The 20,059-nt window shown below is 67.6% G+C and carries 22 protein-coding genes; 9 read left to right on the top strand and 13 right to left on the bottom strand.

Annotated features, from left to right (window positions below):
• The first annotated feature begins 132 nt into the window (after window positions 1–132).
• The 5 genes from RM50_RS04010 to RM50_RS03990 all read left to right on the top strand — a co-directional run bounded on the left by RM50_RS04010 (window position 133) and on the right by RM50_RS03990 (window position 4,013).
• Window positions 133–909: a class I SAM-dependent methyltransferase gene (locus tag RM50_RS04010; RefSeq protein WP_043450218.1), complete on the top strand. Its 777-nt coding sequence runs from the start codon at window positions 133–135 to the stop codon at window positions 907–909.
• A gap of 156 nt (window positions 910–1,065) precedes the next feature.
• A complete protein-coding gene (locus RM50_RS04005; RefSeq protein WP_043450216.1) occupies window positions 1,066–1,329 on the top strand; it encodes a hypothetical protein in 264 nt (87 codons plus the stop codon).
• Window positions 1,330–1,417: 88 nt separating this feature from the next.
• Window positions 1,418–1,858, top strand: a complete 441-nt coding sequence (locus RM50_RS04000; protein ID WP_043450214.1) for a hypothetical protein — start codon at window positions 1,418–1,420, stop codon at window positions 1,856–1,858.
• Between the two features lie 109 nt (window positions 1,859–1,967).
• A complete protein-coding gene (locus RM50_RS03995; RefSeq protein ID WP_052259941.1) occupies window positions 1,968–2,777 on the top strand; it encodes an SDR family oxidoreductase in 810 nt (269 codons plus the stop codon).
• 111 nt (window positions 2,778–2,888) lie between these two features.
• Window positions 2,889–4,013, top strand: coding sequence for a glycerate kinase (locus tag RM50_RS03990; protein ID WP_043450212.1), 1,125 nt, complete (start codon window positions 2,889–2,891; stop codon window positions 4,011–4,013).
• Between the two features lie 12 nt (window positions 4,014–4,025).
• Here RM50_RS03990 and RM50_RS03985 read toward each other — a convergent pair whose 3' ends face one another.
• Genes RM50_RS03985 through RM50_RS03975 form a run of 3 tightly spaced genes read right to left on the bottom strand, consistent with a single transcriptional unit; the run spans window position 4,026 to window position 5,584 of the window.
• Entirely contained in the window at window positions 4,026–4,352 is a 327-nt protein-coding gene (locus RM50_RS03985) for a hypothetical protein (RefSeq protein WP_043450209.1), read from the bottom strand.
• 44 nt (window positions 4,353–4,396) lie between these two features.
• On the bottom strand, window positions 4,397–5,059 hold the full coding sequence (locus RM50_RS03980) for a DUF6766 family protein (protein ID WP_043450206.1): 663 nt from the start codon (window positions 5,057–5,059) through the stop codon (window positions 4,397–4,399).
• 3 nt (window positions 5,060–5,062) lie between these two features.
• Complete coding sequence (locus tag RM50_RS03975; RefSeq protein ID WP_043450203.1) at window positions 5,063–5,584, bottom strand: DUF6328 family protein; 522 nt, start codon at window positions 5,582–5,584, stop codon at window positions 5,063–5,065.
• Window positions 5,585–5,803: 219 nt separating this feature from the next.
• Here RM50_RS03975 and RM50_RS03970 point away from each other — a divergent pair, with 219 nt between their 5' ends.
• From RM50_RS03970 to RM50_RS03960, 3 genes are all read left to right on the top strand, one after another.
• Window positions 5,804–6,703, top strand: coding sequence for an SDR family oxidoreductase (locus RM50_RS03970; protein ID WP_043450201.1), 900 nt, complete (start codon window positions 5,804–5,806; stop codon window positions 6,701–6,703).
• Window positions 6,704–6,763: 60 nt separating this feature from the next.
• Window positions 6,764–7,129, top strand: coding sequence for a hypothetical protein (locus RM50_RS03965; RefSeq protein WP_043450198.1), 366 nt, complete (start codon window positions 6,764–6,766; stop codon window positions 7,127–7,129).
• Window positions 7,130–7,340: 211 nt separating this feature from the next.
• Complete coding sequence (locus tag RM50_RS03960; RefSeq protein ID WP_052259940.1) at window positions 7,341–8,204, top strand: glycosyltransferase family 2 protein; 864 nt, start codon at window positions 7,341–7,343, stop codon at window positions 8,202–8,204.
• Window positions 8,205–8,214: 10 nt separating this feature from the next.
• Here the strand turns inward: RM50_RS03960 and RM50_RS20150 are convergent, their stop codons facing one another.
• From RM50_RS20150 to RM50_RS03910, 10 genes are all read right to left on the bottom strand, one after another.
• Window positions 8,215–9,129 (bottom strand): TolB family protein, encoded by a 915-nt coding sequence (locus RM50_RS20150; RefSeq protein ID WP_052259939.1) that lies wholly within the window; start codon window positions 9,127–9,129, stop codon window positions 8,215–8,217.
• A gap of 7 nt (window positions 9,130–9,136) precedes the next feature.
• Window positions 9,137–10,138, bottom strand: a complete 1,002-nt coding sequence (locus RM50_RS03950; RefSeq protein WP_043450193.1) for a sugar phosphate isomerase/epimerase family protein — start codon at window positions 10,136–10,138, stop codon at window positions 9,137–9,139.
• 16 nt (window positions 10,139–10,154) lie between these two features.
• Window positions 10,155–11,321: a Gfo/Idh/MocA family protein gene (locus RM50_RS03945; RefSeq protein WP_052259938.1), complete on the bottom strand. Its 1,167-nt coding sequence runs from the start codon at window positions 11,319–11,321 to the stop codon at window positions 10,155–10,157.
• Window positions 11,322–11,436: 115 nt separating this feature from the next.
• The gene (locus RM50_RS03940; RefSeq protein ID WP_043450191.1) at window positions 11,437–12,564 is read right to left on the bottom strand and encodes a Gfo/Idh/MocA family protein; all 1,128 of its coding nucleotides are present in this window, start codon (window positions 12,562–12,564) and stop codon (window positions 11,437–11,439) included.
• Window positions 12,561–13,319: a sugar phosphate isomerase/epimerase family protein gene (locus tag RM50_RS03935; protein WP_043450188.1), complete on the bottom strand. Its 759-nt coding sequence runs from the start codon at window positions 13,317–13,319 to the stop codon at window positions 12,561–12,563. The genes RM50_RS03940 and RM50_RS03935 overlap by 4 nt, the downstream gene beginning before the upstream one ends.
• A 40-nt stretch (window positions 13,320–13,359) precedes the next feature.
• Window positions 13,360–14,250, bottom strand: coding sequence for a carbohydrate ABC transporter permease (locus RM50_RS03930; protein ID WP_043450184.1), 891 nt, complete (start codon window positions 14,248–14,250; stop codon window positions 13,360–13,362).
• Window positions 14,250–15,212 carry a carbohydrate ABC transporter permease gene (locus RM50_RS03925; RefSeq protein WP_043450182.1) on the bottom strand — a complete coding sequence of 321 codons (963 nt, stop codon included), beginning with the start codon at window positions 15,210–15,212 and terminating at the stop codon, window positions 14,250–14,252. The genes RM50_RS03930 and RM50_RS03925 overlap by 1 nt, the downstream gene beginning before the upstream one ends.
• 12 nt (window positions 15,213–15,224) lie before the next feature.
• On the bottom strand, window positions 15,225–16,550 hold the full coding sequence (locus RM50_RS03920) for an ABC transporter substrate-binding protein (protein WP_043450181.1): 1,326 nt from the start codon (window positions 16,548–16,550) through the stop codon (window positions 15,225–15,227).
• A gap of 140 nt (window positions 16,551–16,690) precedes the next feature.
• Window positions 16,691–17,521: a hypothetical protein gene (locus RM50_RS03915; protein ID WP_043450179.1), complete on the bottom strand. Its 831-nt coding sequence runs from the start codon at window positions 17,519–17,521 to the stop codon at window positions 16,691–16,693.
• Window positions 17,518–18,606, bottom strand: coding sequence for a Gfo/Idh/MocA family protein (locus RM50_RS03910; protein WP_043450177.1), 1,089 nt, complete (start codon window positions 18,604–18,606; stop codon window positions 17,518–17,520). Before RM50_RS03910 ends, RM50_RS03915 begins: the two co-directional genes overlap by 4 nt.
• A gap of 193 nt (window positions 18,607–18,799) precedes the next feature.
• Here RM50_RS03910 and RM50_RS03905 point away from each other — a divergent pair, with 193 nt between their 5' ends.
• Window positions 18,800–20,020, top strand: coding sequence for an ROK family transcriptional regulator (locus RM50_RS03905; protein WP_043450175.1), 1,221 nt, complete (start codon window positions 18,800–18,802; stop codon window positions 20,018–20,020).
• The last annotated feature ends 39 nt before the right edge of the window (window positions 20,021–20,059 follow it).

The following is a 20,059-nucleotide window of genomic DNA, read 5'->3' as shown; positions in this document are numbered from 1 at the left end:
GCTGCTGCGCAGCGCGGGGTGATGGCACGCCGTAACGCAGCGCAAGGTGCATCCGCTGGGCGGGAGGGAACATATATTTGACCCGTGCCCTACCCAACAAAGCCGCCGCGTTCCGCCTGGCAGAAGTACCTGATGATCCCCAAGCTCGTCAGGCTCTCGCGGAGCGCCCCCAAGGACCGCAACACTGCGTGGGACAGTTACTGGGCACGCATCACCGCCACCGGCCCGGGCGGCGAGGTCCTCTGGGATTCGGGCAATGACCACGAGTTCCTGGGGTACAAGGACAGCCTCCTGCGCCATCTTGATCCCGGGCTTCCCGTGGTGGACACCGGCTGCGGCCACGGCAGCTTCACCCGCGCGCTGGCGGGGATCTTCCCCCGGGTGGTCGGCGTGGACGTCTCCCCCCACGCCGTGGCCAAAGCGCGCGCCGGGTCCGCCGGGACTGCCAACATGACGTTCGAAGCGCGGGACATGACGGCGGAAGGCGCAGGCGCAGCCCTGGCGCAGTCCATCGGGGCAGAGGACGCGGGCGCGAATGTCTTCATCCGCGGCGTGCTCCACGTCCTGGACCCCGCGCACCAGGCGGCGCTGGTGGAAAACCTGCGGGCCCTGGCCGGACGCCGCGGCACCGTGTTCATGGCCGAAACCAACTTCCAGGGAAACGCGGTTGAGTATGTGTCCCATCTCGGCGCCACCACCAAAGCTATTCCGGCGCCGCTGGAACTGGCCATCCGCGGGCTCCCCATGCCGGGGCACTTCGGCCCCTTGGAGCGCGACCGTGCCTTCCCGGCGTCGTCCTGGGAACTCCTTGAGGATGGCCATGTGACCATCGAGACCAACCCCGCCACAGGGGTCCCCGGCCAGGACCAGGTACCGGGATATTTCGCCGTGGTGCGCCCCCGCCGCTAGCGCTGCAGCGGGCGGCCCCTCCACTCCCGCGCAGATTCCCCGCAGTCCCGCACATCGCCCACAGGGCCCCGGCCCTGCCCTTGACACGGGGCTGCATCCAGAGGCTACATGGTAAGTAGACTTACTAGTTAGCCCGGAAGGGAGAGGAGGTCCGCCATGGCAGGGGATAGAGACGCCAGGAGCCGTGCAGCGGATGAAAGCAGGGACCGCGGGGACCTGGGCGCTGGGCCTGAAGGCGGCAAGATCCGGCGCGGACCGGACTCCTCGACATCCCTGAAGTATTCGCCGCGAGTCGCCGGGTGGAATGGTTCCACACTTTTCAACTCCCGGAGACTGAATTTCATCTACCAGGAACAGCGCGGTGACGGCAGGCAATCGAACTTCTTCCGGTTGGAGAACCCCAACCGCGAAGACGCCTGAGCCGCATCCGCGCCCCAGCGTCCATCCGGCACCGGATCATCCTCCGGAGCCGGCTCCGGCCGCCGGCGCAAGACCTACAGGACCCATCATGAGCAACCTCATTCCATCCGGCGCACTCCGCCGGATGCTGCTTCCCCCCACATACGGACGGCACGTCACCCCGGATACCGAATTCACCATCCTCTCCGTAGAGGTGTGGGCATCCGGACTGGTGGTGAACATCCACCTTCCCGCCGGCGACGCGCCCGAGCCCCGGATTACTCTCCAGGACCACTTGGGGACCGAATACACCCTCCAGGAGTCCGCCACCTTGGGTTCCCGGAACCTCCAGGTGTTCACCCCCTCGGTTCCACCCGGCACCAGGAGCCTGACCGTCCGGTCGGCAGACGATGCCGCCGGCCGGCCCGTGGTGACCTTCGCGGTCCCGTTAATGGCCGTCCCCGAACCACCACGGGAGGCCGCGGCAGTCCGCCGGCCATCCCACGCTCCCGATGACGGGTACGGGCCGGAACTCCGCCGCCCCGCCTGACCGGCGACCGTGGCATCCGCCTGGCCGTCAAAGCTGCCTGACCCTGGCCCGCCGGCCGTGAACGCCGGCCCGACATCATCGCCCGCCGCACCTACCGAAAGGCCCCATCATGCCGGACACCAGCAACTTCACGCCCACCACCGCCATCGTGACCGGCTCCGATTCCGGAATCGGCAAAGCAGCCGCCGTGGCCCTGGCCCGGGCCGGAATGGATGTGGGCGTCACCTGGCATTCCGACGAGGAGGGTGCGGAAAAGACTGCCAGCGAGATCCGCGGGGTGGGCCGCAAGGCGGTGGTCCGGCAACTGGACACCACCGAACTCCGCTCCGCTGCCGGCGTCATCGATGACCTCGCCGCGGAACTGGGCGGCCTGGACGTCTTCGTGAACAACGCGGGGACAGGCGCCAGCACCGCATTCCTCGACATGGACCTCGACGACTGGACGCGGATCCTGGACACGAACCTTAACGGAGCCTTCGTCTGCCTGCAGGCGGCGGCCAGGCGGATGGTCAAGGCCGGAACCGGCGGCCGCCTCATCGCCGTGTCCAGCGTCCACGAATTCCAGCCCCGCGTCGGCTCGTCCGCCTACGATGCGTCCAAGCACGGACTTGGCGGCCTGATGAAGACACTGGCCCTGGAACTGGGGCGGTACGGCGTCACCGCCAACACCGTCGCCCCCGGTGAGATCGCCACGCCCATGACGGGGCAGGAGGACCAGGATCCGACGGCGACGGATCGGCCCGGAGTGCCCCTGGGGCGTCCCGGGAACGCATGGGAGATTGCGGACGTCGTTGCGTTCCTCGCCTCGCCGGCGTCCAGCTACGTCACCGGTGCAGCCTGGGTGGTGGACGGTGGAATGCTGCAGATGGGGCCGCAGGCCGGCTCCCACATCACCAGCAACGACTGGCGCGAGGCCTAGGCGGCGCCTGGGGCGGCGGTGGCCGCGCGGTGCTGCCGGATGACAGTCACATAGGCGCCCGTTGCTTCCGTGGCAAGCGCTTTCCTGCCGCTTGCTGGCATGATGGAGCGCATGCGCATTCTTATCGCTCCGGACAAGTTCAAGGGGTCCCTGACGGCTGCTGAGGCGGCTGCCGCCATTGCGAAGGGGGCGTTGCGGGTGTACCCGGACGCCGTCGCCACCCAGTTCCCCATCGCCGACGGCGGGGAAGGCACCCTGGAGGCGGCTGTCGCGGCCGGCTACGAAGAGCGGTTGAACGCGGTGGTCGGTCCCATCCTGGCTCCGCTCGGAGCGGCCTGGGCCATCCACAAAGCGGCCGACGGCAAGGTGACGGCCGTGATCGAGACTGCCCAGGCCTCGGGCCTGGCCGATATGGAGCCGACCCCCGAAAACGCACTGCGCGCGCACAGCTACGGCTGCGGCCAGCTCATCGCGGCGGCCCTGGACGCGGGAGCCACGGAGATCGTCCTGGGGCTGGGCGGATCGGCGATGACCGACGGCGGCAGCGGCGCCCTGCGCGCCCTTGGCCTGAAGCCCCTGGACCGGGCAGGGAACATGGTGCCCCTGGGCGGGGGCTCGCTGGCCGACGTCGTCGCCCTGGATACCAGCGCGCTGGACCCGCGCCTCAGCGCCACCACCTTCCGCATCGCCGTGGATGTCCGCAACCCCCTGTATGGCCCCTCCGGCGCGGCGCACGTTTTCGGCCCCCAGAAGGGTGCGGACCAGGACAGTGTGGAAAGGCTCGACGCCGGGCTGCGCAACTGGGCGTCCGTCCTGCGGGAAGCAACGGGCCGGGACGTGAACGTCCCCGGCGCCGGCGCCGCCGGTGGCTTCCCGGCGTCGTTCCTTGCCTTCACCAACGCCAGCCTGGAGGGCGGGTTCGCGCTGGTGGCCGGGCTGACCGGGCTGGCCGCCCAGTTGGGCCAGGCAGACCTGGTGATTACCGGCGAAGGGTCGATGGACTCGCAGTCACTCACCGGCAAGGCGCCGATTGCGCTCGCGGACGCCGCCAGGGAGCGCGGTATTCCCGTCATCGTGGTGGCAGGCAGGATCCTGGTGACCTTCGAGGACCTGGCGGCACACGGCGTGGTGGCGGCGGCACAGTTGCTGGATGTCGCGGCAGGCCCGGACGACGCGGTGGCGAACGCGGCCAAGTACCTGGCCTGGGCCACAAGCCAGGTTCTCGAAGGGGCCTAGCCCTGCTTTGTGTCAGCCCACGATTGTGGTGTTGCGGCGGCGCCGGAAAACCAGGACCGCGATGACCACCAGGACGGCAATGCCGGCGATAACCCAGGGGGCGTAGTTCAAGCGCGTCGACTCATTCTGTGCCGACTCGCCCGTGCCGGGGTTGGCCGGGCCGGTGGATGCGGTATCCCCGGGGGAAGGCGTGGGAGACGTGGCAGCCGCCCATGCCCCTCCTGCGGATCCCGACGCCACCTGGCCGGGGACTGGGGCGGGCGCCGCAGCGCCGGCCGGCAGGGCGGGGGCGGCCATGAGCAAAAGGGCCAACAGGGTGGTTCGCAGGAACGTTCGCATGCAGTCTCTCCTCGTGGATGGGGCGGGTCGGATGGTGCGGGCCCTCAGGCCCCGGTTTCGTAGTGCGGTTCGGCAACGGGCTTGGACTCCGGTGACCCCTTTTCCCGCAGGTAGACCGATGCGCCCACCAGGACGGCAACGGCCAGGAACTCGCTCTGCCAGTTCTGGAAGGACTCGAACCAGAAGCGGCTGGTGCCCAGGTACTGCAGGAAGGTAATGCCGGGCTGGCCGTGGCTTTGCTGGTCCTGGTTGTACTCGTCCACGCCGCCGGCGGCGTGCAGGAGGAACGAGGCCAGGAACAAGGCGAAGAACAGTGTCGACAGGGAGTGCTCGTAGAACTTGAGCGCCACCCCGCCCCGACGGATGGGCCATGGCGTGGCCCTGCTGATGTTCGCATCGCGGGGGTCTTCATCCTGCGGGGCCTTCCTGCCCATCGGCTTGGACTCGGACGAGCCCTTCTGGAACAGGAACACCGTCAGCACCACGTACATGGCCATCTGGAGGAACTCCGATTCCCAGTTCTCAAAGGTGGCTTCCACGAACGCGCCGGTGCCCAGGAACTGCAGGACCGAGACCGCAGGCTGCCCATGCGCCTGCTGGTCTTCGCTGTAGGAGGCGGCTCCGGAAAGAATCATGCCCACGAAAAACGCCACGAAGAGGCCGGCGTTGGCCAACAGCAGTCCGTGCTCTTTTGCCCATCTGCGCATGTCTTACTCCTTCTCCGATGCGGGCGGGAGCATCCTGCCTGATGCCCGCTTGTTCAGGCTGAGCGGCACAAAAACCAGCATGACCACCATGACGCCCAGCAGCGCCCCGCCTGCGGTCACGCCCGCGGACCGGCCCGCGGCGACGTCGAACACCAGCGCGGCGGTGCCGGCACTCAGCAGGGCGATGCCGCCAAGCGCGATCTTGGTGATGCTGTCGGCGCTGGAAACCAGCGTTTCCTTGAGCCGTTTGCGGAAGAGCCTGCGGTGCACGCTGACCGGAAGCAGGATGAAGGCGGTGGTCAGGGCCGCGATAACGACATTGGTGAGGTACAGCCCCACCTCCCAGTCGTCCAGCTTTTCGAAGCGCTGCTGGAACGGCAGTGTCAGCAGGAAGCCGGCCAGGATCTGCACGCCGGTCTGCAGGACGCGCAGCTCCTGCAGGAGCTCCGCCCAGTTGCGGTCCAGCTGTTCCTCGCGGGTTTCGTTCCGCCCCGTCCGGCCGGTGTAGTCCTCAACTTCGGACATGTGCGCTCCTTTCTTTCCGTCCAGGGCCCAGGCCTTCTTTCTACTCCTCCCATACCCAGAAACAAGGCCGGCCGTTGCGCGCGCCACGACATTTGATAAGTTTACTGATTATTACCCGAACTGGTGGACTTGCTCCGTTGCCCGGGATAGCTTCAAAGAGCCGGGACATGGCGGAGTCTTTCCAACCGACACAGGTCAACCGACACAGGCAGGCGGACTATGAGCGACAGTGACAAGCAGGCAGACCAGCCGAAGGATCCGCGCGGCGGCTACCACTCGGGCCCGTTCCCCGAGCAGGAACAGAAACAGCCCGGCCTGACTGCGCCCATGGATCCCAAACCGGACCATGGTGAGCTCAGCTACGAGGGCCATGGCAAGCTCGCCGGAAAGGTCGCGCTGATCACCGGCGGAGACTCCGGCATCGGCAAGGCAGCGGCCATCGCCTTCGCCCGGGAAGGCGCCGACGTCGCCATCTCCTACCTCCCCGAAGAGGAGGACGACGCGCAGGACACCGCAGAATGGATCCGCAAAGCCGGACGCCGCGCGCTGCTCTTTGCCGGTGACGGCCGGGAGGAGGACTTCAGCACGCGCATCGTGGAGGAGACCGCAGCCGAATTTGGCCGGCTCGACATCCTGGTCCTGAACGCGGCCTACCAAAAGAACCGTGAGAGCCTGGAGACCCTCCCCACCGCAGAGTTCGACCGCGTCTTCCGCACCAACCTGTACTCGCTGCTGTGGTCCGCACGCGCAGCGGTGCCGCACCTGAAGGCCGGCGCGTCCATCATCACCACGGCCTCGATCCAGGCCTTCAACCCATCGCCGGGCCTGATCGACTACGCCATGACCAAGGCAGCGCAGGTGGCTTTCACCAAAGCCCTGGCACAGGAACTCGGGCCCAAGGGAATCCGCGTGAACGCGGTGGCGCCGGGGCCCATCTGGACCCCCCTGATCCCTGCCACGGAGTGGCCGGACAAGCTCCCGTCCTTCGGCCAGGACACGCCCCTGGAACGGGCAGGGCAGCCCGCGGAACTCGCCGCCGCCTACGTGCTGCTCGCCTCGGAGGACGGCTCCTACATCTCCGGCGCCGTCCTGCCCGTCACCGGCGGCAAGGGACTGTGACGGCGCAGCAGAAAGCACCACATAGACCAGCAATATCGGCAATCAACAACAGGAGGAAGCATGACGCAGGAAAACCAGCAGGCTGAACCCGAGACCGCTCCCGGCGGCTACGGCACCCCCACGGCCGAGCAGGAGGCGGCCGGAGCCCAGGGCGGCCAGGGGCAGCAGTCCGGCGGCGGCACTTCTTCCGCCGGCGCTGACACCAACGATCCGCAGTCCGGAACGGGCCAGCAGCCCGTTCCGCACGACATGGACCTTCCCTCCAGCGCAGCCGAGATCGATGAATCCAACGACGATTCCCGAGGCTCGGCCCCGGTGTCCTCCGAGTCCGGCCAGGAGGCCACGGGCATCCCGGACGGCAGCGGCAACGACCTGCCGCAGGAAAAGTCGCCCAATGACGACGGCGAGAACTTCGACGCCGGATAAAGACCGTCCGGCCAGCGGCCCCTGCTTCCACTGCCACTCCGGCGGTGGAAGCAGGGGCTTTCGCTGTTTCCGGGGGTGGCGGAAGGGGGAATAGATCCTGCCCGGCTGGGTACGGAATACGCGAAACCAACGTGCCGGGCAACGGGCAGCAGCATGCACCTGGTGCTGCCCGCCGGCGCCAACGCCGATGCCGGAAGGGTGGACTGTGGGCATGAGAACTTCGGAACAGTGGGCGCGGCCCCAGGACCGGACGAGCCAAGTGGTGATGGACGTCCTGATCCCCACCTGCAACCGGCCGGCCGAACTCGCCGTCACCCTCGCGGGACTGGCCGCGCAATCCGGGCCGGCCTTCGCCGTCGTTGTCAGTGACCAGTCAGCCGGCCAGCCCGCCTGGGAGCACCCCGCCGCCACGGCCATGGTGCGCGTCCTGGAAGCCCAGGGCCGTCCCGTCACGCTGCTGCGGCACCTGCCACGGCGCGGGCTGGCCGAACACCGCCAGTTCCTGCTGGACCAGTCCACGGCGGCCCAATGCCTCTTCCTGGACGACGACGTCTGGCTGGAGCCGGGAGCGCTGGAGCGGCTGAGCGGGGCGCTGGACCGGCTGCAGTGCGGCTTTGTCGGCATGGCCCCGCAGGGGTTGTCCTTCCTGGGCGACCGGCGGCCGGAACAGACCGCCCCCTTCGAGGCCTGGCAGAGCCCGGTGGTCCCTGAGCGCATCCGGCCCGGTGAGCCGGGTTTTGAACGGTGGCCGCTGCACAGCGCAGCCAACCTCAGCCACGTCAGCGCCGATTTGTCGCTCCAGCCGGGCGAATGGGTGCCCTACCACGTGGCGTGGCTGGGCGGCTGCGTCCTGTACCGCAGGGAGGCGCTGAACGACGCCGGTGGCTTCCGTTTCTGGACCAGCCTTCCGGCAGACCACGCCGGCGAGGACGTCGTGGCGCAGTGGCAGGTGATGGAACGGCACGGCGGGGCGGGCATCCTGCCCGCCGGGGCGGTCCACCTGGAGGCACCCACCACCGTGACGGACCGGCGGGTGGAGGCGTACGACGTGGTCCTGGACAAGGACCGTGTCTGACCGGGCCGACCTACAAGGGGGTGGCAGGAAGGCGCTGGTGCCCACCTCCCGGCGCCGCCCCGGCCCGTGGATACGCGACGAACGCGAAGCGCTGCGAATCCGGGGACCAGCTGTTGACGTTGAGGGTGCCCTGGCCGCCCAAAACCGGCCACGTGTGCAGCGGTGTAGCCCAGTCGCCGGTGGAAACAAGGACGACGTCGACGGGCAGGTCGGCGGGGTGGCCCTGCGTCCCGGCGGGGAAGCGGATGAAGCTGGCCAGCCGGCCGTCGGGGGAGAGGTGCGGAAACCAGTCGACCGTTCCGCTCTGCGCCAGCCCTTCGAAGCCGCTGCCGTCATGGCGGACACGGGCCAGTTGGGCATGGCCGGGGGCGGTGGTGAAGGATTCCGTGTTGAGGTACAGCCAGCCGCCGTCCGGCGAATACTCGGGCCCATCGCAATGGCCGGGGCCAACGTCCACGGTCTCTGCCGGGCCGCCGCCGGATGGCATGGTCCGGAGCCGGCCCGGCAGTCCGAAGTCGCCGCCCTCGATGTCCACATACGCCAGCCGTCGGCCGTCGGGGCTGACGCCGTGGAGGAAATGGAACGAGCCGTCGTCGTCCGTGATCCGGGTCGCCTGGCCTCCCAGGAGGGGTGCCCGGTAGATGTGGCCGTCCTCCCCGGACAGGAAGACGCTGCTCCCGTCCGGGTCCAGGACGTGGTCATTGTTGAGCGCGGGGACCCCGGTGAGCGGAATTTCCGTGAGCGCACCGCTGGCCAGTTCCAGCCGCCACAGCCTGCCGTCCCCATTCAGGACCAGCGCCCGGCCGTCAAGCGTCCAGTTGGGTGCCTCAAGGAGCATATTCCCGGCGGCGTATGCCATCTCCTGATCGCCACTGACGGAGGCAACCCGGATTTCGCAGTGCTGGCCGGGCTGCAGGCTGCGCATCGAGGATTCAGTCCTTGCTGCTGAAGGCGGCGTCGAAGCTGGTTTGGGAGGCGGGGAAGTCGTACTTCTTGAGGTTGGCGAGGGCTTCGGGGGCGCCGTGGAGGCGGTCCATGCCGGCGTCTTCCCACTCGATGCTGATGGGTCCGTTGTAGCCGATGGCGGCGAGGGCCCGGAAGGAGGCTTCCCAGGGGACGTCGCCGCGGCCGGCGGAGACGAAGTCCCAGCCGCGGCGCGGATCGCCCCACGCGAGGTGGGAGCCCAGGACGGTGTTGCGTCCGGTCTGGCGGACCTTGGTGTCCTTGCAGTCCACGTGGTAGATCCGGTCTTTGAAGTCCCAGATGAAGGAGACGGGGTCGATGCCCTGCCACATCATGTGGGAGGGGTCCCAGTTCAGGCCGAACGCTTCGCGGTGGCCGATCGCTTCGAGGGTGCGGACGGTGGTCCAGTAGTCGTAGGCGATTTCGGAGGGGTGGACTTCGTGGGCGAAGCGGACGCCGCATTCGTCGAAGACGTCCAGGATGGGGTTCCAGCGGTCGGCGAAGTCCTGGTAGCCGGCGTCGATGACTTTTTCCGGGACGGGCGGGAACATGGCCACGTATTGCCAGATGGAGGAGCCGGTGAACCCGACGACGGTGTCCACGCCGAGTGCCTTGGCGAGCCGGGCGGTGTGTTTGAGTTCCTCGGCGGCGCGGGTGCGGACGCCTTCGGGGTCACCGTCGCCCCAGACCTTGGACCCGACGATGGCCTGGTGCCTGAAGTCGATGGGGTCATCGCACACGGCCTGGCCCTTGAGGTGGTTGGAGATGGCCCAGACCTTGAGGTTGTACTTGTCCAGGAGTTCGAGCTTGGACTCGACGTAGCCGGGTTCGTCCCAGCGCCAGGCGTCCAGGTGGTCGCCGGAGACGGCGATTTCCAGGCCGTCGTAGCCCCAACCGGAGGCCAGGCGCGCGACTTCCTCGAGGGGCAGGTCGGCCCACTGGCCGGTGAACAGGGTGAAGGGGCGGGGCATGGTCAGGCTCCTTGGCTTAGTGGCGGACGACGGTGAGGGTGCTCTTGTTGGCGGCGGATTCCTCCACCGCGTTCAGGACGTACTGGACGTTCAGTCCCTCTTCGAACGACGGCGAGGGCCGGCTTCCGTCCTTGATGGCCAGCAGGAAGTCGCGGACCTGGTGCGTGAAGGTGTGTTCCCAGCCGATGATGTGGCCCTGCGGCCACCAGGCCTCCAGATAGGGGTGGTCGGGTTCGTTGACCAGGATCCGGCGGAAGCCCTGCTCCCGGACCGGGACGGTGGCGTCCAGGAAGCCGAGTTCGTTGAGGTTTTCCAGGTCGAACAGCAGGCTGCCCTTGTCCCCGTACACCTCGATCTGCAGGCTGTTCTTCCGGCCGGTGGCCACCCGGGACACCTCGACGGAGGCGACGGCTCCGGAGGCGAGGGTCAGCGTTGCCCAGGCGGCGTCGTCGACCGTCACCTCCTCGGTGCCGTTCTCCCCGGGACGCTGCCCCACAAAGGTGTTGAGCCGGCCGGATACCTCGGTGACCTGGTCGCCCAGGAGGAACAGGACCTGGTCGATGGCATGGCTGGCGATGTCCCCGAGCGCGCCGGACCCCGCGGTTTCCTTCCGCAGCCGCCACGTCATGGGTGCCTGGGCGTCGGCGAGCCAGTCCTGCAGGTACGCTGCACGGACGTGCCGGACGGTGCCCAGCCGTCCCTCTGCGATGAGTTCCCGGGCCAGGGCCAGGGCAGGGACGCGGCGGTAGTTGAAGCCGATCATGGACTGGACGCCGTTGGCGCGGGCCTTCGCGGCCGCGGCCGTCATGAGTTCGGCTTCGGCGAGCGTGTTGGCCAGGGGTTTTTCGACCAGGACGTGCTTGCCCGCCTCCAGCGCCGCGATGGCGATCTCGGCATGCATCCAGCCCGGGGCGCAGATATCCACGACGTCGATGTCGTCGCGGGTGATGACCGTGCGCCAGTCCGTGGCCGATTCTGCCCAGCCGTACTTGGCTGCTGCCTCGGCCACGGCGCCGGCATCCCGGCCCACGAGGACCTTCTGTTCGAAGGCCGGGACGTCGAAGAAGCTGGCCACGTTCCGCCACGCATTCGAATGCGCCTTGCCCATGAAGGCGTAACCGATGGCGGCTACCCCCAACGGACGGGAGGCCGGTGGTTCTGACGTGTGTGCGGGTGTGGTCATGATGCGTTCCTGCGTGCTTCCTGCTTGCTGGACGGTGCTGGATCTTGCTGGACGGTGCTGGATCCTGCCGGGGATGCTGGCTGCCGGGATGGCGGGTGCCGGGGTGGCGTCCGTGTCAGAGGGTGGCGGACTCCGGCGCCCAGTCCTCGGGGAGTGCGGCGGAGGCCGGGGCCGAGCTTTCGACGTTCACGAACGTGCCCGAATCGATGGATTCGGAGATGGACACCATGGTGTCCAGGACGTGGTACGCCAGTTCGCCGGTGGCCCGGTGGGCTGTCCCGGCCCGCAGGGAGCGGGCCATGTCCAGCACGCCCATGCCGCGGCCGTTGGCGGGCCCGGTGGCCGGGACGGTGGTCCAGTCCTCGTCGCCGGCGCGCCAGAGCTTGATGTCACCGGTGAAGTAGTTGGGGTCCGGCAATGACAGGGTGGCTTCGGTTCCGGTGATTTCCACGAAGCCCATCCGGGTGCGGGGGGACTCGAAGGAGAAGACGCTGTGCGAGGAGGCCCCGGATTCGAACTGGGCCATGGCCGAGACGTGGGTGGGCACCTCGACGGTGAATTCCTCGCCGGCCTTGGGCCCGGAACCGATCACCCGCACGTCCTTGGCCTTGGACCCGACGGCGGCCACCTTGCGGATGGAGCCGAACGCCTGGACCAGGGTGGTGAGGTAGTACGGGCCCATGTCGAACAGTGGGCCGGCGCCATGTTGGAAGAGGAAGGCCGGGTTGGGGTGCCAGGATTCCGGGCCGGGGGTCTGGAACGTGGTCATCGCGGTCAGCGGGGTGCCGATGTCGCCCCGCTGGATCAGGCGGAGGGCGGTCTGGATGCCTGCGCCCAGGAAGGTGTCCGGGGCGCAGCCCAGGCGGATGCCGGCGGCGTCAGCGGTTTTGAGCAGGCCCAGCCCGGATTCCCGGTCCAGGCTGAACGGCTTTTCGGTCCAGACGTGCTTGCCGGCGTTGACGGCGGCCGTGGCCACCTCAACGTGCGCTGCGGGGATGGTGAGGTTGACGATGATTTCGACGTCCGGGTGGTTCAGGGCCTTGTCCACACCGCCCCACTCGGCGATGCCGTACTCCGTGGCGCGTGCCTCGGCGGCTTCCTCGAACAGGTCGGCGATGACGTGGACCTTGAGGTCCGGGAAGGCCGTGAGGTTGTCCAGGTACTGCTTGCTGATCACGCCGGCGCCGATGACGCCGACGCCTACCGGGCCGCTGCGGACCGGCTTGGCTGCTGGGGTGCTCATGCCTGCGCTCCTTCTGCTCCAGTGGTGCTGTTGCTGTTCAGGAAGGTCAGGGACTGGGCAATGCCCTCGAAGATGTCACCGGCGTAGTCGTCGAACTCCACCACGCCCACCTCCAGGGACTTGGCGGCGGCGATGACGTCCAGGACCGGGACCTTGCCCTGGCCCGCCGGCTGCTGGGCTTTGTTGTCCTTGTTGAGGGGGCCGTCCTTGATGTGGATGAACTTCACCCGGTCACCGAGCCGGCCCAGGAGCTCGACGGGGTCCTGGCCGCCCACTGCGGCCCAGTAGGTGTCCACTTCAAGGACCAGTTCCGGGTCCAGCAGTGACGCGAAGTACTCAAGGGCGGTCCGGCCCTCGATGGTGGACTCCAGTTCCCACGCATGGTTGTGGTAACCCACGCGGATGCCGTACTCCGCACCCTTCCTGGCGGCAGCATTCAGCTTCCCTGCGGTGGCCTGGATGTCTTCCGCTTTCTGCCAGTGCTCGGCGGGCAGGAACGGGTCGATTACCGTGCTGATGCCCAGTCCCCTCGCCGCCGCGAAGATTTCGTCCTGGTCCTGGCTCATCAGGGGTGCGTGGCCGGACGGCGCGGTGAGCCCGTTTTCCTTCAGGGCAGCGCCCAGTTCGTTGGCCGTGGCCACGAAGTTGTACGGCTCGACCTGCGTGAAGCCGATCTCCGCCACCCGCTTGATGGTCCCCGGAAGATCCTCCGACATGGCGTTGCGGAGGGTGTAAAGCTGCAGTGAGTACGACATGGATTTCCTTTGGTGGTTCTGGTGGTCGTGGAGGTCGGGGTCAGCGGCCGGCGAGGGAGCCGCCGATGCCGCCAACGCTGAAGTACTTGTTCAGGGTGGCGAAGACGATAACGGGCGGGAGCATCATGACCACGGCCAGGGCCATGACGGATGTCCAGTCAGTTGCATTCTGCTGGAAGAAGGACTGCACGCCCATGGGGAGCGTGAAGATTTCGTTGGAGCGGAGGAACACGATGGCTACGAGGTAGTCATTCCAGGCGAGGAGGAAGGCGAAGATGGCGGTGGAAAGGACGCCGGGAAGGGAGTTCCGCAGCACCACTTTGGTGAAGGACCCGAAGACGGAGCAGCCGTCGATCCAGGATGCTTCCTCCAGGCTGATGGGGATGGAGTCGAAGTAGGCGGCCATCATCCAGGTGGCCACGGTCATGGTGGAACCCACGTAGATGATGGTCAGGCCCAGGAGGTTGTCCACCAGGCCCATGCCGGCGAACAGGATGAACAGCGGCACCACGGAGGTGATGATGGGGAGGGACTGCATCACGAACAGGAGCAGGGAGTACCCGGAGACTGCCTTGCTGCGGCCCCGGGAAAGGACATAGCCGGCCGGGGCCGCGACGGCCACCGAGACCACCACGGTGGACAGGGTGGTGACCAGGCTGTTCTTGAGCCAGGTGGCTGCCAGGGTCTTGGAGAAGACGTTGCCGAGGTTCTCGAAAGTCAGCCCGGTCGCGGTGCTGTTGGGTCCGGGAGTGAAGGCCAGCAGCACGGTAACCATGATGGGAACCAGCACGATCCCGGTGATGATCAGGATTGCTGCGAAGCGCCACCAGCGGCCGCGCTGGCCGGCTTCGGAGAGGACCCTGCGCCGTTTGGCGGCGTCGATGCCGAGTGCGGGGCCGGATTCGGGATGGGCGTGAAGGACTGCGCTCATTATTCGACGCTCGACTTTCGGATCTGGCGATACAGGATGACGGAGATGACCACCAGGGTCATGGTCATGAGGAAGGCGATGGCGACGCCGGGTCCGGTGGCGAAGTCCTGGAACACGGTCCGGTAGGCCAGGACCACCAGGGAGGTGGTGGCGTTGACCGGGCCGCCGCCGGTGAGGAGGTAAATGGTGGGGAAGTCGTTGACGCAGAAGATGGTCATCAGGATCCAGCTGATGTACGTGGAGCGGGCGATCAGCGGCAGGGTGATCTGGGTGAACTGCTGCCAGCGGCTTGCCCCGTCCATGCTGGCCGCCTCGTAGACGGTGGTGTCAACGGAGGCCAGGGCGGCGGAGATCATCATCATCATGAAGGGGAAGCTGACCCAGACCTTGAACACCATGACGGTGACGGAGGCCAGGGTGGGATCCGCCAGGAAGAGCGGGGTGCCCATGCCCAGGTTCCGGAACAGCGCCGGGATCAGGCTGTCCGGGGTGGCCACCAGCCAGTTCCACGCGGTGGAGGACACCACGATGGGCACCACCCAGGGCAGGAGCAGCAGGACCTTGAACGTGTTTCTTCCCGGGATCCTGGTGCGCAGGAGCAGGGCCAGGCCGAGGCCAACGAGCCAGGAACCGAAGACGCCCACGATGGTGAACCACAGCGTGAACTGGGCCGCCTTCCAGAACGCGGGCGAGGTCAGGACGGTGGCGAAGTTCTGGCCGCCCACGAAGTTTCCGGTCTGGAGGAGGTTTCCGTCGTGTGTGGCCTGGATGGCGGCGTAGATGAGCGGGTAGCCGTGGATCAGGACAAGGAGGACAACGGAGGGGAGCAGGAGCCAGAAGAACGTCCTGGTGGCCTGGGCCGAGAGTTTGCTCTTGCGCTTGCCGGGGGCGGCCCCGGACCTGCCGGGGGCAAGCCCGCGGCGGGCCCGGGCAAAGCCGGACTGGGTGGTGGTGCTGGACATGGGCGCTCGGTCCTACTTCTTCAGGACCGACTCGAGGCCGGATTGGAAGGTCTGCAGGGCAGTCTTGGCGTCGGCCTTGCCGGTGATGATGGTCTGGCTGAACTGGTTCAGTGCCTGGCCGCCGTCAAGGGCCGCCAGGTTGGCATTGAGCCGGCTGCCCTGTGCGGCGAAGGTCTTGGCAATGGGCTGCCAGTCCTTGACGATCTTGACGTTGTTGGGGTCGTTGGCGAACTCGGGGATCTCCGTGATCGACTTGAAGACCGGCAGGGCGGACATCAGTTTCTTCTGCCACAGCTGTTTGAGCTGGCCCAGGTAGTACACCAGGAACTCCTCCGAGGCTTCCTGCGAAGGGGTGTTGGTGTACATCATGATGTTGTTCGGGAAGACGATGGTGGCCTTGTCCCCGTGCGGGCCCTTGATGGGGTCAGCCACCAGCAGGTCGCCGGAGGTGTCGCCCACGCGCTGCGGTACGTTGACCTGGAACAGGCCGTAGCCCGCCTTCCCGTCCTTCCACTGGGCGGACATGTTGTCCGTGGTGTAGCTGACGGCAGCAGGGTCCACGATGCCGTTGGACACCAGCTCCAGCACGAACTCCATGGCCTCGACGTTGCGGTCATTCATCAGGTCCAGCTCGCCGTCCTTGTTCCAGACACCGCCGCCGTTGTTGACCATCATCATGATCATGGAGTGGTTGGCATAGTTGTTGCCCGCGCCCGCGCCGGTGGTGAAGCCGAACGCACCCACCTTCTTCAGCGCCTTGCCGGCTTCCAGCAGCGACGGCCAGTCCGTTGGCAGCGCGACGTTGGCCTTTTCGAACAGCGACTTGCGGTACCAGAAGACGCGCATGTCCAGCTGCCAGGGGACGGCCACATAGCCCTTGTCCGACTTGAACGGATCCAGCACGCCGGGCAGGAAGTCGTCGAACTGGCCATTGGCCTTCAGCTTCTCGATTACCTTGTCCGCGTAGGCAATCTGGCCCTGCTGCTCGAACTGGAACGCCTGGAAACCGCCGCCGGTGGAGACTGCGGGTCCTGTCTTTGACGCGATGGCGGAGGAGAAGGTCTGGTAGAAATTGTTCCACTGGATGATCTGGTAGGACGCTTTGGCGCCGTTGGCCCCCGAGAATCCTTCCGCGATGCCCTTCGCGGCGTCGTTGTAGGCGGGGGTTGCCCAGGGCATGTCCCAGAACTTGACGGTGCCGCCTGCACCGCCGCCGCCTCCCTGGGTTGCCGAACCGCCGCCGCAGGCAGCCAGGAGCGGGGCTGCTGCTGCGGCAGCCGTCAGGCCGAGGAAACCGCGCCGGGAGAAGGAGCGGCGCTGTTCGGAAGTTGCGTTCATGATGTGTCCTTTCGGGACCGGCGGGCGTGGTGCGCCGTAGATGCGGTCCTGCTCATCGTTGAGAGTGGAGGTGGGACTGGACTGTGCTTTGGACTGCTTGGCTGTTGGACTGCTTGTGTGGTTGCGTATCGGTGGACTGGTTACGTGGCAGCGAGGGTTGCGTAGAGGTCGGCCAGCCGGGCGAACCCGGACAGGTCGTCCGGCAGGGTGCCGGCGCCAAGATGGTCCTTCAGGCGCCGCCACGCTGACCGGTGGGCGGATTCGTAAAGCGTGGGGAGCATAAGTTCGCCGTGGGCCCCGGTGACCCGGATTGTCGCAGGCCAGGCGGCGTCCGGATCGGGCACCTGGACGGCCACCCCGCCGTCGGCGGTGTAGAGCCGGATGTCGACGCCGGCCGGCCGGGCAGCGGTGAGCACGCCCTGGGCGGTGAACGGGGCGCCGTTGGCCAGCCTGCCGCAGACCGTGTACCCGGTGGTGTCGCTGCGGATGACGCGCACGCCATCCAGCTGCCCGCTGACTGCCAGCAGGGCGGCGAGGTGTGCAGCCAGGAGCTCCTTGGATTCCGTGCCCGGTGCCGAAGCCGCAACACTGTCCAGCAGTGCGGCGGTGCCCAGGGCACTGCGCACCGCACCGCGGGCGTCCGGCTGGCCGCTTCCGGCCACCAGCGCAGGATTCGAGGCCCAGCGGAGGTCAAGGACGACGGCGGTTCCAGCGGCATGCGCCGCAGCGGCCAGTTCCGTGGTGTCCTCGGGAACCGGGTTGACCACCACGACACCCCGCGTCCCGGCCGCGACAGCGGCGGCGGCCTCAGTCGTCCAGCCCGCACCGCCGGCCAGCACCAGCACGTCGGCCGTGCCTGCCTGGTCTTCCCCGGCCGGCTGGAACGTTGCGGGCAGCGAAGCCAGGGTCTGCGTGACCGCCCCGGCCTCCACTGCGGCCGGGGTTGCCGACACCGTGTACCGGCCGCTCATGCGGAGACTCCTGCTTTGTCGGCGGCTGCATGCCCTGCCGCGGCGGCCGCCACCGTGGCCCCGGCGATGTCGAGGGCGAAGGTCAGGTCATCGATGAGGGCCTGGGCGGACGGAGCCTGCCTGGTCCCGCGGGCCAATGCGGCAAGTTCCCGCCATTCGCCTTCGTAGCCGTTGTGTCCATAGGGGCCGAAGGTCCTGGTTTCGCTGCCGCGGGAGAAGGTGGCGGCGGCGGAGCCGGCCTGGACGTAGGACGGGGTGAAGTCGATCCGGAGCGCCTCGTCGTCGGCGATCGCCTCGAAGGTCCATTCAGGCTTCCAGGTGCTGCCCATGACGGCGCGCAGTTCGATGGACCGCGTCGGGGTGCGCAGCGATACGGCGTAGCCGAACGGACGGACGTGGAATACCTGCAGCACTTCGACGTCGGCGAAGTCCGGCGTGAACCGGCGGACCAGCGGCAGGTCGTGGATGGCCAGCCCCATGATCCCGCCCTGGAGCGCGCCCTTGATCACCTCAAGGTCCGAGTAATCCGGGTTGCCGGAAGCAGGCCGGGTCACGATCTCGGTAGCGAAGTCCTCGAAGCGCGCATTGGGCGGCAGGACGATGGAGGAGCGGATCGTATGCACCCGGGCCGTGAGGTCGTCCCAATGCTGTTCCGCGGCGAGCCAGCCGGGGTCGAAGGTGTGCATCGCCCCGACCACGATCGGTACCCCGGTTTCGGTGCTGACGGCCGAGATGCGTTCGGCTTCGGCTGCGTTCATGGCAAAGGGCTTTTCGCAGAGCACCGCTTTCTTGCCCGCCCTGCAGGCTGCGATGACCTGCTCTGCGTGGAACTGGTGCGGGCTGCAGATCGCCACGATGTCCACGCCGGTGTCACCCAGCAGGTGGTCAACGCTGGTGCTGGCGGTTGCGCCAACCCGCGCCGCCACGGAGGAGGCAACTGCGGGATCCACATCCATGATGTGCCGAACTTCCAGGATGTCCCGGAGCCGGGCCAGTGCGGGGAGGTGGATGGCCTGGGTGACAGGTCCGGCGCCGAGGATGCCGACGCCGAGGGGCCGGTCTGGTGGCGCTGCATGGTGGGACAAGTTCAATTACCTCTTTGTAAGCGGACTCAAGGGGACCAGGGATAACTGCCGGTGATGGGAGACATCGGGCGAACCGATGTGCCCTGAGTCACAACCTAGAACCACTTTTGACGCGCATCAAGCAAAAGTTGTTTGTTGCGCGTCATTCTTCTGCCATCGTGACAGCCATAAGTAAGAGTGTTATGACTGAGGCATGACTTCTACAGGCTCGGGGAAACAGCCCGGAAAAGATTCCGACGCCGGCAGCCTGTCCCGTGCCGGAGACCTGTTCCAGCTCCTCCGGGACGGCAAAGCCCGGACCCGTGCCGAACTCGCGCTGAGCACCGGCCTCGCCCGTTCAACCGTCGCCTCCCGCATCGACGCGCTGATGCTGTCCGGACTGGTGGGTCCGGCAGGTGAGGCGCTCTCGAGCGGCGGCAGGCCGCCGTCGCGCTTTGCCTTCAACCCGGCCGCCCGGCTGGTGCTGGCCGTGGACGTGGGGGCCACCCACGTGATCGTGGCGGTCACTGACCTGGGTGGGAAGATCCTGGCCGAGCACCGGCTGGAGCAGCAGGTGGCCGACGGGCCGGAAGCGGTGCTGGACCAGGTGGTGGCACAGGGCAGGGAACTGCTGGTAGCGGCCGGACGGAGCGTCGCGGAACTCGCGGGAATCGGGATCGGGCTGCCCGGGCCCGTGGAACACGACAGCGGGAAGCCGGTGAAGCCGCCCATCATGCCGGGCTGGGACGGCTTCGACGTGGTCAGCTACGTCCAGCGCTCACTGCCCGTGCATGTGCTGGTGGATAACGACGTGAACATCATGGCGCTGGGCGAGCAGTCGGCCCACTGGCCCGAGTACAACAACTTCTTCTTCGTGAAAGTGGCAACCGGCATCGGCTCCGGGATCATCAGCAACGGCGAACTGCAGCGCGGCGCCAATGGCACCGCCGGGGACCTGGGCCACGTCCAGGTGGCGCGCGGCGCGGAGGTCCTGTGCGCCTGCGGAAACTATGGGTGCCTGGAGGCGCTGGCGTCCGGACCCGCCGTCGTGCGTTCCCTGAAGGGCCAGGGACTGGAGGTGGCAAAGGCCGCTGACGTTCTCCGGCTGGCGGCCGACGGCAACCTGCAGGCCATCCAGGCGCTGCGCCAGGCGGGCCGGGACATCGGCGAGGTGCTGGCGACGGTGGTCAACCTGCTCAACCCGTCCGTGATCGTGGTGGGCGGCAGCGTGGGTGAGACCGGGGAGCACCTGGTGGCAGGCATCCGCGAGGTGGTGTACCGCCGCTCGCCGCCGCTGGCCACCTCGCACCTGCGCATCAACGTTTCCCGGGCCGGCGGCCATGCGGGCGTCCTGGGCGCAAGCCAGCTGGTCACCCAGTATGTCCTCTCCCCGGCCGTCATCGAGGCCACGTTGGCCGGTGCGATCGCCGGGTAACGCCGCGGACTCTGCGTCCCCGGCGTTACCCGGCGGATT

Source organism: Pseudarthrobacter phenanthrenivorans (assembly GCF_000813845.1).
Classification (GTDB): domain Bacteria; phylum Actinomycetota; class Actinomycetes; order Actinomycetales; family Micrococcaceae; genus Arthrobacter; species Arthrobacter phenanthrenivorans_B.
This window is presented reverse-complemented; position numbering and strand designations above follow the sequence as displayed.